General features: G+C 40.1%; 13 protein-coding genes. 4 read left to right on the top strand and 9 right to left on the bottom strand.

What is annotated here, in order from left to right:
- Window positions 1-14 precede the first annotated feature (14 nt).
- The 4 genes from VY86_RS18840 to VY86_RS18825 form a co-directional block, all read right to left on the bottom strand.
- Window positions 15-1,211, bottom strand: coding sequence for a phage tail sheath C-terminal domain-containing protein (locus tag VY86_RS18840; protein WP_046976090.1), 1,197 nt, complete (start codon window positions 1,209-1,211; stop codon window positions 15-17).
- 48 nt (window positions 1,212-1,259) lie between these two features.
- Window positions 1,260-2,750 (bottom strand): phage tail sheath family protein, encoded by a 1,491-nt coding sequence (locus VY86_RS18835; protein ID WP_046976089.1) that lies wholly within the window; start codon window positions 2,748-2,750, stop codon window positions 1,260-1,262.
- 56 nt (window positions 2,751-2,806) lie between these two features.
- Window positions 2,807-3,961: a phage tail sheath family protein gene (locus VY86_RS18830; protein WP_046976088.1), complete on the bottom strand. Its 1,155-nt coding sequence runs from the start codon at window positions 3,959-3,961 to the stop codon at window positions 2,807-2,809.
- Window positions 3,962-4,024: 63 nt separating this feature from the next.
- Entirely contained in the window at window positions 4,025-4,474 is a 450-nt protein-coding gene (locus VY86_RS18825; RefSeq protein WP_021325533.1) for a phage tail protein, read from the bottom strand.
- Window positions 4,475-5,146: 672 nt separating this feature from the next.
- On the opposite strand from VY86_RS18825, the gene VY86_RS18820 reads away from it, so the two are divergent.
- Window positions 5,147-5,629, top strand: a complete 483-nt coding sequence (locus VY86_RS18820) for a winged helix-turn-helix domain-containing protein (RefSeq protein ID WP_228940570.1) — start codon at window positions 5,147-5,149, stop codon at window positions 5,627-5,629.
- A gap of 178 nt (window positions 5,630-5,807) precedes the next feature.
- Here VY86_RS18820 and VY86_RS18815 read toward each other — a convergent pair whose 3' ends face one another.
- The 4 genes from VY86_RS18815 to VY86_RS26065 all read right to left on the bottom strand — a co-directional run bounded on the left by VY86_RS18815 (window position 5,808) and on the right by VY86_RS26065 (window position 9,858).
- Window positions 5,808-6,932: a hypothetical protein gene (locus VY86_RS18815; RefSeq protein WP_046976087.1), complete on the bottom strand. Its 1,125-nt coding sequence runs from the start codon at window positions 6,930-6,932 to the stop codon at window positions 5,808-5,810.
- A gap of 227 nt (window positions 6,933-7,159) precedes the next feature.
- Window positions 7,160-8,260 carry a T6SS immunity protein Tli4 family protein gene (locus VY86_RS18810; protein WP_046976086.1) on the bottom strand — a complete coding sequence of 367 codons (1,101 nt, stop codon included), beginning with the start codon at window positions 8,258-8,260 and terminating at the stop codon, window positions 7,160-7,162.
- Window positions 8,253-9,014 (bottom strand): hypothetical protein, encoded by a 762-nt coding sequence (locus VY86_RS26070; protein WP_238591504.1) that lies wholly within the window; start codon window positions 9,012-9,014, stop codon window positions 8,253-8,255. Before VY86_RS26070 ends, VY86_RS18810 begins: the two co-directional genes overlap by 8 nt.
- Window positions 9,015-9,018: 4 nt before the next feature.
- Complete coding sequence (locus tag VY86_RS26065) at window positions 9,019-9,858, bottom strand: esterase/lipase family protein (RefSeq protein ID WP_238591503.1); 840 nt, start codon at window positions 9,856-9,858, stop codon at window positions 9,019-9,021.
- Between the two features lie 780 nt (window positions 9,859-10,638).
- Between VY86_RS26065 and VY86_RS26320 the strand changes: the two genes are divergently transcribed.
- Complete coding sequence (locus tag VY86_RS26320) at window positions 10,639-11,010, top strand: hypothetical protein (RefSeq protein ID WP_052760874.1); 372 nt, start codon at window positions 10,639-10,641, stop codon at window positions 11,008-11,010.
- Between the two features lie 43 nt (window positions 11,011-11,053).
- On the top strand, window positions 11,054-11,278 hold the full coding sequence (locus VY86_RS26315; RefSeq protein ID WP_338012132.1) for a Mammalian taste receptor protein (TAS2R): 225 nt from the start codon (window positions 11,054-11,056) through the stop codon (window positions 11,276-11,278).
- A gap of 385 nt (window positions 11,279-11,663) precedes the next feature.
- On the opposite strand, the gene VY86_RS18795 is transcribed toward VY86_RS26315, so the two are convergent.
- On the bottom strand, window positions 11,664-12,527 hold the full coding sequence (locus VY86_RS18795; RefSeq protein ID WP_046976085.1) for a helix-turn-helix domain-containing protein: 864 nt from the start codon (window positions 12,525-12,527) through the stop codon (window positions 11,664-11,666).
- Between the two features lie 500 nt (window positions 12,528-13,027).
- Here VY86_RS18795 and xthA point away from each other — a divergent pair, with 500 nt between their 5' ends.
- Entirely contained in the window at window positions 13,028-13,834 is an 807-nt protein-coding gene (xthA, locus tag VY86_RS18790) for an exodeoxyribonuclease III (RefSeq protein ID WP_046976084.1), read from the top strand.
- The last annotated feature ends 29 nt before the right edge of the window (window positions 13,835-13,863 follow it).

Raw genomic sequence — 13,863 nt, 5'->3', positions numbered from 1 at the left:
TTTGCCCCTGTTTATTAACTTAATCGGGTTGCGCCGGTACGAGTATCAAACGTTAAGTTCAGCTCAATAAATTCCGCCGGAATGAGCAGAGACAATTTGATTTTCATGATCATTTTCCCGGCCAGCACATCCGCTTCACTCATTGATTCATCAACACCGAGTAATATGTCAAATGCCCGCTCTTCCTGGGTCCCTGACAGTCCACCTTTTAACCATAACTGATGCAGCCAGTTGTAGGTTTGGCCCTTAAGCTTCATCCAGGTGATCGGATTATTGGGTTCGAAAACAAAGGCCCGGCCCAGTCGGGTTATATGAGCTTCAATATAGGAGACCAGGCGGCGAATTTGGATATAGCGCCAAGGGGAGTCAGGTGTGTTGTCCAGGGTTCGGCATCCCCAGATTTTAATCCCTTTGCCCGGAAAACTGCGAATCAGATTCAGCGGGATGTCGTCATCCCGATTAAAGAGTGCATCAGCTTCAATAAAAGAGCGTACCGGGCTAACCACTTTGGCTAAAGCCACATTAGCAGGGGCGGTCCATATGCCTTTCTGATTATCGTGATTCTGGATGACAGCAGCGACCGCCGCGGTAGGCGAAAGGATGATATGTTTACCACTTTCTTGGTATGCACTTTTCAGTCCCGGCCAGTATACCGCTCCCCATTGCCGATCTTTTGAAGAAAATTGCGCTAAACATTTAGCCGCCAATGCTGGGTCATCAGGAGCATCCAGCAATCCCATGATGCCACGTCGACTTTTACCAAGATCAAACACTGACTGCCAGAACTGTAACCAAAGATCTATGGTGGCGTCAGGCTCCCCTTCCTGATTAAAGCGGACAATATCAGGGACCACAATCAGTGTGATAGTACTCTCTGCGGCAATAGCCTGTTTAATCCATTCCTGTTGTAGCGCAGTGATCAATGACTGAAAATCTTTTAATTGCTCATCAGGCCCCAGTGGCAGTACATAGGCTTGTTGACCACCATTTTCAAAAAAGTGGCGCACGGAGTAGTACATTAATCCTGACTCCCGAAATTTCAGGGCAAAATTGGTCAGGCTGTTTATTTTTACGGCGGTTTTATCACTGATATGGTTGTTTTTAGCAGGTTGGATACAACCAATAAAAACCGGTACACCGATAAATGCATCATCCTGCTTCTGGGATATCAGGTTTTCCGTTACTGTGACACCCGGCTGTTTAATCGCCATTGTCGTTTCCTCAACAGAACAGGCGCGGCAAACCGCGCCTCAGTATGGTTACTGTGCTACTTTTTGCGAAAATTGCAGGATGATAAATTCAGCCGGACGTACTGCCGCCATACCCACTTTGACGATCATTTTTCCTTGCTTAATATCGTCGTCGGACATGGTGACATATTGACCAATTTGGACAAAATAGGCTTCTTGGGGACTACTGCCGACCAGCGCCCCTTGTTGCCAGAGTTGATGGAGATAGTTGTCAATGGCTGACCGTACCCGCTCCCAGGTTGGTTGGCTATTGGGTTCAAAAACAGCAAATCGCATTGCCTGTTTGATATCCCGTTCTGCCGCATTAAATAAACGCCGTACCGGAATATAGCGCCAGTTGTCATCATCTTTCAGGGTACGTGCACCCCAAATCAGTGTGCCTTTGCCGGTAAAGTAACGAATAGCATTAATGCCCGCTTTATTCATCCTGCTTTGATCGTTGTCGGTAATTACCTCAACAGGTTTTGCATTATTTAATGCTACATTGGCTGGCGCTTTCCAGACCCCCCGACTGGCATCGGTTGCCGCATAAGCACCCGCAACTGCGGCACTTGGGGGTAAGGTGATTTTAGTCGCTTTAAATACGTCATCGACAGCTTTTTTAGCTTTAACATATTCCTCTGGTGAAGCTGTTTTCAATGTTTCCAGATTAGCTGATGGATCCTCATAACCACTCAGAGCAATATCAGCATCTGCTGGCTGGTTATAAGTAAAAGAGGTCTCTAAATCAGGATAATAAACAGCGGTTTTATCCGGCTGTGTAGTTGGTTTATCTTCCCCATTTGTACTATCAGCAATCAGGAAATAACCCACTTTGTCTTTTAACAGAGAATTTACTCCACTGTAGACTTCCTGTTTTTTGCTGGCTCCTAACGTTTCATCCGTTTCAGGACAAAGCAATAAGGTAATCTCCTGCTGTTTTTCTATCAAATCCGGCAAAGTTGCTAATTCATATTTTACCGCCTCAGTAGTTTTTACTGCTGTAGCAGCTTTTACTTTCGAAACATTAGTTGTCGCTGCCGCTACCAATGGCAGCAAATAACAAACACCACCGCCATTACTAAAATAATGCTGCACAGCAAAAGCACTGAAAGAGGCGATCTGGACAGTGGCAACATAGGTATAGGTTTTTTTAACTTTCTCACCCACTGAGGCACCACCACCAATTTTAGCATTTTTCTGACTGTTTTTGAGTGGCTTAGCAACAGTCTCTGTGCTTATTTTTGCATTTTCATTTTCTCCTGTATTCTCATTTTCCCCTGTATTTTCTTCTGTAGCCTGTATTGACACTATAAAAGATGAAGATAATGAAAACTGCGAGATAAAATCTAACCAACTGGTGATTTTAATACAGCTACCCTGTTCTATTTGGCTCCCATCTTTTCTGAAAAACTTACCAATGAAAACCGGAATAGCCGTTGGGCTGGTGCTAATTGATAACGATAGCGAAGCATCTTCCTCAATATAAACACCGGGTGTAGTATATGCGTCAGACGGCATTATGACTTCCTCATTCAATTTAGATGATTAGCAACTATTAAGCAGGCCACAATTATTTATCGGGCTTGCCCAATTGACTGGCTAAACTGCAAAATAATAAATTCAGCAGGACGAACAGCAGCCATACCAATTTTGACGATCATTTTGCCCTGTTTAATATCGTCATCGGTCATGGTGGTATCCTTACCGATTTGAACAAAATAAGCCTGTTCAGCTTTATTTCCCACCAATCCGCCTTGTTGCCAAAGGGAATAAAGATAATTATCAATAGCCCGACGCACCGCTTCCCAAGTGGGTTGGCTGTTAGGTTCAAAGACCGCGAAGCTCATGGCATTTTTAATGTCCCGCTCTGCGCTGTTAAACAGGCGGCGAACCGGGATATAGCGCCAATTATCACTGTCCTCAAGTGTACGGGCCCCCCAAACCAATGTGCCACTCTTAGGAAAGGTGCGGATCATATTCAGCGCCTTTCCTTGGTTATATTTCCCTTGCAGATCGTCAGTCACCAGATATTTAGGTTGTAATCCACCTTGAATAGCCACATTAGCCGGTGCTTGCCAAACACCCCGGCTGTTATCGACACTGGCATAAATACCCGCCATCACTGCGCTGGGAGGAATATCAACGCTGGCTTTTTTATCTCCCCATTCAGCGGTCAGCCAAGGATAATAAACCGCGCCATAATGAGTAGCAGGATAAGATTCGAGTACATTTTCCGTTCTTTCCACTGCCATTTTTTCCACACTGGTGGTGCTATTCCTTTTAGAAGGAGTATCTTTAGAGGCATCGTCTCCTTTGGTGACATCAGATTGTGGACCATCAAAAATGGCAAATAGTCCTTTTCCCGGTTGGCAGAGTATCCCTACGGCATCTTTGATGTCTTCTCCCGCAGCAACCAGCAATGTGACATCGTCGAGTTTTGGAACTTGTTTTTCTAAATCGGTAGTTTTGACGAGATAACAATATCCACCGCCGTTAATAAAATAGGCGCGCAGTGAAATATCAAGCTTATCACCAGAATCAAATGGTCTGCCTTTTAGTGTCAGATATTCCAACCAACTATTAACTCGAAGAGAGGTACTAGCTGATACAAATGAATTGTGATCTTCGACAGCAAAAACAGGTACCGCCATTGCACTTGAACGAATAGAGAGCGCCAATGAGGCATCTTCTTCAATATAGACACCCGGATAAGATGTAACAGTTGTCATAATATTAGCCTTTAAAAACCACTGAATGGATATGCCAAGCTATTCATGGCATCAAACAGTATATTAATGGAATTCCACAGTAACCCGATCGGCTTTCAAACTAATTTCCTGCACCGCAACTTCATTACTGGAAGCATCAAAACTGGGCGCAGTCAATTTTTCTGGGAAAGCATTAGAAATATTCCAGGTGATCAGCAGACTTGAGCCTGTTTCATCAGTCAAGCTGATAGAAATATCTTTCTTTTCTATCTGATTAAGCGAAATAGAATTAATCCAATCGTATAATTTAGATTGCCCTTTAAAAATACCGCGCTTCAAGGTAATTGTGGGTCTCTGACGCTGACCAGGCATTTGTAACCAGTTACCAATTCCATCACGATATTCAATTGTGTCATAGCTGATATCTAATCCCGATACGCTTTGAAAAGACATTTGTTCATCACCAACAGTAACGACAAAACGGTAAGTGGGAATTGGGTATTGAACAGCAATTTGCTCGGCAGTTGTAGACATTGTTATTTCCTTCTAAGGAGTTTATTACATTTATAAGCTGGGTTAGAATACTCATCATTATCATTTCAGGTACGCTACCGCCCTTAGGTATCATGCCTAATTCTGGTATATCCGCCTGGCTTTATATTCATATATCCACATACTCATTAAAGAATGAGGCGATCTAACGACTACTGACCAATGACTAACTCAGTTAATACGTGATAAACATCACGTTGAGTTATTCATGACTAAATAATCACGCGACCACACCTAAATAAAAGTTAAAAATAAAAATTAATTATTTTAATTTCTATTTTTCCAAATAATTCAATGCTATAGATTAACACCATTCAGTTAATTGGGTTATTATTCATAATCACTTATTCACTCATTAATCCCTAAAAAGTTCTTATCTATAGTATGAATTATGAAAATACCCTCTGTTTCCAAAGTAGATAGACAACTCACCACAAATATAAAAAAAACTAATAAATAATTATCATTAATTTTATTTCTTAATAATAAACAGAAAAATAACCCACATGACAAAATAAAATAAAAAATTTTAAATCATTTATTTTCTTGCATTACTCATGCAGAAATTATATAAATTTTAACAGGCATAAGCCTATTTGAGCTCTCCTAGCTATGACGAATAGACAAACACTAAACAGAGGCAGAGAATGCGTTATGCTGAAAATAACTAAAGATGTTTATTTAGACTGTGACTCAAACAAAATAATCCATGGTAAAAATATATTTGTTATTACGGAAAAAGAGAAACGCCTGCTACTCGCACTGTGGGAACATGCATCGCAAGGGAATACGTTAAACCGGGAGCAACTCATCCCTTTAGTTTGGCCTGAACGCAAAAATGGTGTAGCAGAAACCAATCTGCTGCAATTGATCTGTAAATTACGCCGAACACTACGCTATTGTGACCTGGGTGAAGCAATCCACACCGTATACCGACAAGGCTATCGTTTTATCCTGCCATTTCAGGATAATGAACAAGATGATAGTCAGTCAAAAAATACCCAATTATCCACGCCCACTGATACAACCCCAAAGCCGTCTTATTGGCGTTTCACCAGACTTGTTATTATGTTCATTACGGCAAGCATCTGGCTATCAACTATCCTATATACCGCCCCTTTTCTGACTAAGAAATAATGATGACTTTTATTTGCAGATCGGTTAATTCTCCGTCAATGGAGGTAATTAAAGTTATCAACTCTCCTCCGCGGCTCACTCAGTAATTGATGGGCCGCTTCAATAAGAAAATATCATGACTCATAACGATGAGAAAACACTCTCACCATTAATAGCATTGAGGTTATTTGTTTTTTCATCAATGTAATTCCTTCGTCATTAAATAGAGTACTGCGCTACCCTCAAGTAATTGATTAATAACGATATGGTCGCTATTTGTCAGGTGAATTACGTCAGTCAGCATAGCTGATGTCAAAAATACAGACAGCGGCCCTGGCTGGCCAAAAGAGTGATCGATTAAATGAATCGGGTTCTCCGGGGAGAAACTGAGCGAATTATCATAACTGTAAATCATCAGCTCAGTCCGCACTTTATCAGTGATACCCGTTACCCAGAGGTGTTTCATGTTCTTTTTATCAATACGGTTATATTCAAACAATACATGCAAATCTTTTATTATTTCTCCCGGCAACGAAGGTAAAGGCCGCCCCATGCCAGCAAGAATGTTTAACTTCTTTTGAGTAGCAAATTTTGTGGATGAGAATAGTTGGGCAGACACAAATTCACTGTACGCCTCTCTGTCATCCTTGGCAGGCCAAAGCTGCAATGCGATCACCATTATTAGCCCCTCAAAAGTCGCCTCATTATATAGCTTATCGATCTCATCCCGGTTCGCTATGTGTACCCGTTGTACTTTCCAGCGTTGGCCGATCAATTCCTGATCGCGAGACAAATCGATAGAAGGGGATTCTGCGAGATAAACCTTACGCAAAAGGTAGCGATAACCCGGGCATTGTTTTTCAAAATCCTGATCAATTTTATCCAATAATTGCGGGATATCTCTTGATGGCGAAAATAATGCACGCCCTCTATGAGGAAAAGCAGGAATATCTTTCGAATCACCTAATAGTGATGCCATGCCTTGCTGTTCAGGCGTCAAAATAATATTACCGACCACAGCCAGTTGTTTTCTGCTCCATTGCTGCCATTGAAAACGGGTTTCAGCACTGGCCTCTTCCCAAGCATACGCTGCCGTGCAATATCGCTCATAGCGATTTAACACCGCGCCGAATAACATCAGCCATACCAAAAAGGAAGGTAAACTGCTATAAAGCGCCGCGTGAACGAAATCGGTCGTGTCTTTTAGAAAAGCATAAACGAGTGCGCCGACAACCAGTATTAAAAGCAAAATGATAAACCATAATTTATAGCGCAAAGGCGCTACTGGTTTAAGTTCAGGTATTTCAGGAATAGGCCAGCTCATGATAATGACTCGATATGGTGATGGAACGCAGGACTTAAAATATAGCAAGAGCAATCACCCATCATAACCGGATCAATGCCCTGCCTCTTTTTAGGGCAAAAAATAAATTTAATCATATTTAACCTCTGATTAGTTCATTACTTTCAAAAATATCCGACCTTTTACCGACAGAATAATAGCCATAATAGGTAGTAAAATATTTAATTTAAAACGTATTTTTATTGCTATTAGAAAGCACCCGGCCTTTTACGAAAGGTACTTATTACCGTATCCCAAAATGTAATCAGCTCATCTCCGGTATAGGGCGTCGGAGGTAACTGATAATTCATTAACATAATACTAACATAGGGATTCTTATAATCTCCTGCGGTTTCATTTGCAATAAGATCAAATTGATACCGGGGATTATTGTCAAAAGGTTGCAAACCGATTGCTAATAATTCTTCCGCATGAATACCGTTCACTTCCCGTTTTCCCTTCCTGGCTATTCCACCGCGGTTAGCATGCAAATCCTTTTCAATTTCACCAATACGTTCAAGCAAAGTATTTTCCCCCGTAAGGTCATTAATGATTTCAACGCTGAACGTGAAATGATCATCCTTATTTCCCTGATAGACAAAGGTCATCCTCTCTTTCTCACTGCGACTACCACTACCGGCAATAAATCCGTCAGGGATGCAGGTTCCCGCTACTGTCGGGATTTCTGTATCTTTTCTGCCGCTGATTCGGGCAAGCAGGCTGTTCATTTTATGCAGAGTTTGATACAACTCATTATATTCCCTTTCAGAAAATCCGTTCTTTATATAAAAATCTCTATCTTCTTTATACTTATCATCTGATAACTCCATAAATTCCATTGTTACAGTAAAAGTAACCCCATTATTATACAAATGCGCTTCTAATACTCGGGCAAAACCAGGAACAGCAGTATCCTGATTCCTATCGAAAATCACACCTTCCATATTACCCTGGAGGCGATAGACTTTTTTTAAGAAAGGCATATCTTTTGGTTTAACATATTGCATTGTCTTTAATTCCTGCTCCCTTGACTCTATCCGATATTTAAACTCCGGTGGATACAAACGTTCCGTTTCTATTTTCGCGTCACCAATAAATATCCCATCATGGATAATATTGCCAAATGCTGCGGGGATATCAATCAGATAACGGCCCACACAACGGGTTTGCATATTTGCTAACATTTCAGTTGTCACTTGCTTTTCCTTCTCGGTTAAACTGGGGTGATAAGGGTCAGGGAAATACCACCGCCACAGGGCATAAATAGCCAACACAGACAATAAAATAAGGAAGATATTTTTCTTATTCAATCTTCACCGCCTGAACCATCTTCACAATTGAACGCAAGGTAAATAACCTGGCTTTATCCTCGTTATATGCCCCTTCATGGTCAGCATCCGTTGCCAACTGGCTGCGTAATTTTCTGGTTGGAATACGGCCAGCCCGTTCCGGCACTGTACCATCTCCTTTCTCCTTTGGCGGTGCCAGCTTAAAAGTTTTCGCGGCAATATCCTGAAAAGAAGGCCCAATAGAAAACTGAACCATACGTGTTGTACCAGTCTCCAAATTATAAGGGTCATAGACCGGCTGATTAAACGTCATGCCAGAATAATCTTCCGTTTTATTGTAATAATCTTTACTGACTTCTTTCCAGGAAATAACCCCATATGATAGATGTTTCTCGCTGGCACCATAAAAAGCATAAGTGTTAGGATGATAGCTACCGGTTAACTCTTCGATAAATGGCTGAACTGTATTATTCATTGATTTCAAATAATTACTCCAGCTTTCCCCGTCTTTCCATTTATCTTTTTTATCCGGGTTTAAAAACCGGGTTTCACATAATCCCCACCATCGGCTCTTTTCCAAATAGATTTCTTGATAAGGGTCAGATTCCGGCAGCTTGTGCATGATTTTACCATCGGCGATATGTAACCAACCTTTACCATACGCCTTTCCCGGCAAGAGCTGTAAAGGACCAGGAGACTGTGCCAATACTGGGGTCATCTCTGCACCATTACTGCCGATAACCAGCCCAGTGATGCCAGCTTCACCGGTTTTCATCCTCTTAGTAAGTCATAGGTGAACCAATATCAGGCATAACACCATGTACAATACCTAAAATTTTATCCCGGCCACCCAACTTTTCTGTATAATGGCGGGCCACTAAACCCCCCATTGAGTGAGTGACTAAAATAACCTTATTTGCTGCACAACGTTTACCGTAGAAGGCTAAAACCTTATCAACATATTTTGCCAGCTTTTTAGCGGAAACCGCATTAGATTGCAGCCAGTTATAACCCATCACATGAACCGGGTACATAAAACGATAACTGTGTCCAACCTCTTCCGTTGTCAAAGGTTCTTCACCCCACTCAGCCCCCAGATTTTGACCGATCAATTGTTGACGAGCAGTCTTCTTTCCCTGTCCTTCCATGCGATACTCAAACACCAGACGCTCATCATCCAGCACCAGTTGAAGCCAGGGCAAAAAATGACCATAGCTCAGATAGGCCACTTCTCCCCAACCACGTTGGTGACGATCAGGAAGTTTCCTCCCTTCGGCGATGTAATTATTTATTGCGCCCGAATCGTAAATATCGGTGTTCTGGGGATCTAACGTTCTTTTCCTATAAGAAGCATCCTTTGATATCCAACCTGCAACACCAAGCTGAGAATTTACCAACCAAACCGGAACACCATCTTTCGATTTTAAATTGCTCCCCATTACCCCCGGCAAGAAAATCACCGGGATCACCTTACTCGCGTATTTCAAACAAACCGCTATCAGGTTTTCTTCCGTTCTGGCATTAGGTACGTTGTAGTACGGACGACCACATTCATCATATTCAGGATGAAGATAAATTTCATTTTCTTTTTCTTCTTCTTTTTCAATTGGTTTATCCATTATCTACTCCTTATCTTCTATTGCGTTAATGGGATGAGTTGTTTCTGGATAAGGTTATTCTCTTAACGAGTGTCTACAGAAGCCAATATAAATAACATGGAAAACATAACATATCAAAAAAAGCCAAACAATATGAAATTTATTTTCAGGAAAGATTTCATTGATTCTTTCAACCTGAATTACCGAATTATTTCAGTTTATTTCAGTAACAATTTTTCCGTTTTATACTTTAATAAATTACAAATGCAATGATTCACCCCTATTCCATCGACTTTCATTAAATATATTTTTATTTAATTTTCAATATGTTACATTACATAAATCAATATAAAAGAGTCAATTTATCTATTCTATCATTGCCATCCCCTCATTCATTTGGCAAGTAATCAGAATATCATTCTCCTTAATACGAAAGAGAATTAATCTCAATTACGCTATATTTAACTAAACGAGACTTAAACAACATCGTCCATAAACCTTATAATCAATGGCATTTTTAGGAATATTCTTAGTGATCTCTTAATGAAGGTTTAATTATAAAAAGATGGATCAATGATGATTAACACGCAAAAAAGAATTACCCATATGCAAAGAAAATCCAGCATTGATGAGAGGATGAGTTGTCAGTCTGACATTACTAATTAATGAATAAAGTAACTTTACGATGTTGAACAAATTTATAAGTAAACGGAACTATTCACCTCGTTAAACAGTCATAATCTCATCTATGATGACCTCAACCAGCTACATGAATTACTGGAACGTCAGGACATTGATGGCATGCAAATTGTTTATAACTGGAAACAATTGGAGAGTGCGCCGGGAAAATATGATTTTTCCGCGATCGAAAAAAATCTGGTACTGCTTAACAAGATCCACAAGAAGCTGTTTATCCAGATTCAAGATCGCTTTTTTGAAAAAGATGCTCGCTATATCCCATTTTATCTTCAACAGAACTCGAAATATCAAGGCGGTTTAGTTGCACAGGTTGATAATCCTGGTGAAAATAAAGAGCAAGGTTACGGCTGGGTTGCTATTCAGTGGAATGCCGAACTGCGCAAACGCTATCAAAATCTCCTTTCTGCATTAGCAAAAGAGTTTGATGGCCGTATTACCGGCATTAATCTGCCAGAAATCGCCATTGATATTTAATTTCGCGTCGAAAAATAAGATCGGCCTGAGTGGCCCCGATATCGTGCCATATAAATCCGCACAGATGAAAAACGCCTATCCCTTTTTCAACCGTTACAAAGGCAAACTGGATTTGGTCTCGATGGCAGTCCAGGAACCAACTCTGACCTACATTAACCCAAAAACCACAAAACCCTTCACTCAGGAGGAATTTGCTGATTTCGCTGAAAACGACCTGGGGGCAAACATCATTTTTTGGAGCACTGCAACGCCGTGGCTGAAACAATAAGACAAGGTTGTGGTAAACGCGCCAGAAGGAGAATATCACCAAGAAAGGCTGTAGCTATCCCTGAATAGCCTGAAGCCGGGAGAACCCCGGCTTAGAAATCATGTATCACTTATCTCAATAAGTACATGGCACTCACATGCAGGATGCTTTGCACTTCGAGCAAGGTTCGAATTAAGCAAAGCGAGATAACAATGTAGTGCTTGCAGCGTGTTAGTCCAAAAGGTGAGGAAACAGTCTATCTTTCCCTACCACCATAAAAAATTATTCCAGGTATAACAAAAAATAATAAATATAAATTTATCATCTGGATACAGTGAAAACTTTCTATCATCTCCGCAAAATAACAACGCGGAGCTTACAATAATCTACTCCGCGTAAAATAAATTTAACTCATATCATTTACTGAATCGATAAAACGATTAAGTACACTTGAATGTGATTTAGACTTATAAATATAACATTGGTTTGCTGCACCCTGTTTTTCAATAGGAACAAAACTTAAAGCATCACCTCCTTCCAATTCATCAGGATGAGAGTCTGTAATGAAAATATAGTCTCTCGAATAAATGAAATTCATGCAGCACCCCATATTATCCATCTGACGCATATTCACTTTGCCACCACTTTGAATAACTTCTTCTTCCAGATTTTTAATGAAACTGCTTTTATAAAGTACAGGATCACATAACCAAGTATTATTTTTTAGCAATTGCATTACATCACCGCCAGCAATATCCAATAACTCTTTTCGGCAGCAAATTCCCAATTCTGGTCCTTTTATTTTACGAATAAGACTAAAACGGTCACTTAGTATCTTTTCTGAGCTCATAATGAGCGTGTTGCCGTCATAATCCACTATTTCTTCAATGTTATCATAACTAAACCGGAATATATTTACTTGGGAGCTATTTCTGTCAGCTGCCTTATATAAATAAATTAGGTGCTTGTTTTTCCCCCAATCGTAATAAATATTAACTATGTTACATATACTACCACTGATATGTTTTTTAGTTATTTCTTTTTCTTGTAAATAAAGATCTTTAAGATCATTATATAATTCTAAACCATCTTTAGTCAGACTCATCCCAAATTTCTCCCTTTTGAAAAGGCGCTTCCCTAATGTTGCTTCGAAGTCTTTGATTGATTTAGCTACTGGAGGAGTTGTACGGTTCATCACTCTTGCCGCTTTACTTAAAGAACCATTTTCCACCACTGCCATGAATGCTTCTAATTTACGAGAAAAAAACATAATTCACCGTTCCTATATAACTTGTGGCTAAAATAATTTCTTTGAAATAGCCTTCACCAAATGACAGCTAAATCAGTTCGATACTGTGAAGGCGTAAATTTTGTACAAAAAAACAAATACTTCTCAAACATATACCACATAAAAAAAGCTTATGTTCAATACATAGGTGGCTCAATAAACTCTATTATTCATGTTTATCATGGTTCAAAAATTAATCTCAACCAATCAACCATTAGAAAATATAAACATTACTAACGAGCTCAATTTTCTATCAAAGATTAGGATAGGGTTCTACATTTTTCAGTAATCAATTTTTGTAACACTAGAGATAAAAACGGTCTAACCACAGTATTTTCTCACCATAAATTATTATATTTTTCACAATTAATTATAATATAGGGGTTCCGTTACTATTTCGTTCTGACCATTGTCAATGGTTACTTTTTAAAATCCATCTGTTACTATTGTTCCTGTGTCTTTTTACTGGATGGCTGTAAAAGATGAAATTTATCTCTTTTAATATTAATGGATTACGTGCCCGCCCCCATCAGTTAGCTGCGATCGTCGAGCAACATCAACCCGATGTTATCGGCCTACAGGAAACAAAAGTTCATGATGAGGTGTTTCCTTTAGAAGAAGTGAGTAAACTTGGCTATCACGTGTTTTATTACGGCCAGAAAGCCCATTACGGCGTTGCTCTGTTAACACGTCAGGCTCCTGTTGCTGTGCGCCGTGGTTTTCCTGGAGACGATGAAGATACCCAGCGCCGTATTATCATGGCAGATATGGAAACCCCACACGGGCTATTGACAGTCATTAATGGCTATTTCCCACAGGGAGAAAGCCGTGACCATCCAGTGAAATTTCCTGCAAAAGAGAAATTTTATCAGGACCTGCAAAGCTATCTGGAACAAAATTTATCACCTCAATCGCAAGTACTTATCATGGGGGATATGAATATCAGTCCGACGGATCTGGATATCGGCATTGGTGAGAACAACCAAAAACGCTGGTTAAAAACAGGTAAATGCTCTTTCTTGCCAGAAGAGAGAGATTGGATGGATCGCCTGAAAAGTTGGGGTTTGGTTGATACATTCAGGAATCTGAATCCTGAATGTAACGACCAATTTTCTTGGTTTGATTATCGTTCAAAAGGGTTTGATGATAATCGCGGGCTACGTATAGATTTACTTCTTGCTAGTCAACCCTTGATGGAGCTCTGTATTGAGACAGGTATTGATTATAAAATCCGTGAAATGGAAAAACCGTCAGATCATGCGCCTGTCTGGGTAGAATTTGAAATGTGATATTCTGTTAACGCCGAATATCAACCATT

Source organism: Photorhabdus thracensis (assembly GCF_001010285.1).
GTDB lineage: Bacteria > Pseudomonadota > Gammaproteobacteria > Enterobacterales > Enterobacteriaceae > Photorhabdus > Photorhabdus temperata.
The sequence above is the reverse complement of the archived record's forward strand: the minus strand, read 5'-3'. Positions and strand labels throughout refer to the sequence as shown.

What these genes read in the sequence shown, in the direction of transcription:
- VY86_RS18840 (WP_046976090.1), bottom strand. Translation starts at nt 1,211, where the DNA reads ATGGCGATTAAACAGCCGGGTGTCACAGTAACGGAAAACCTGATATCC.
- VY86_RS18835 (WP_046976089.1), bottom strand. Translation starts at nt 2,750, where the DNA reads ATGCCGTCTGACGCATATACTACACCCGGTGTTTATATTGAGGAAGAT.
- VY86_RS18830 (WP_046976088.1), bottom strand. Translation starts at nt 3,961, where the DNA reads ATGACAACTGTTACATCTTATCCGGGTGTCTATATTGAAGAAGATGCC.
- VY86_RS18825 (WP_021325533.1), bottom strand. Translation starts at nt 4,474, where the DNA reads ATGTCTACAACTGCCGAGCAAATTGCTGTTCAATACCCAATTCCCACT.
- VY86_RS18820 (WP_228940570.1), top strand. Translation starts at nt 5,147, where the DNA reads ATGCTGAAAATAACTAAAGATGTTTATTTAGACTGTGACTCAAACAAA.
- VY86_RS18815 (WP_046976087.1), bottom strand. Translation starts at nt 6,932, where the DNA reads ATGAGCTGGCCTATTCCTGAAATACCTGAACTTAAACCAGTAGCGCCT.
- VY86_RS26070 (WP_238591504.1), bottom strand. Translation starts at nt 9,014, where the DNA reads ATGAAAACCGGTGAAGCTGGCATCACTGGGCTGGTTATCGGCAGTAAT.
- VY86_RS26065 (WP_238591503.1), bottom strand. Translation starts at nt 9,858, where the DNA reads ATGGATAAACCAATTGAAAAAGAAGAAGAAAAAGAAAATGAAATTTAT.
- VY86_RS26320 (WP_052760874.1), top strand. Translation starts at nt 10,639, where the DNA reads ATGCAAATTGTTTATAACTGGAAACAATTGGAGAGTGCGCCGGGAAAA.
- VY86_RS18795 (WP_046976085.1), bottom strand. Translation starts at nt 12,527, where the DNA reads ATGTTTTTTTCTCGTAAATTAGAAGCATTCATGGCAGTGGTGGAAAAT.
- xthA (WP_046976084.1), top strand. Translation starts at nt 13,028, where the DNA reads ATGAAATTTATCTCTTTTAATATTAATGGATTACGTGCCCGCCCCCAT.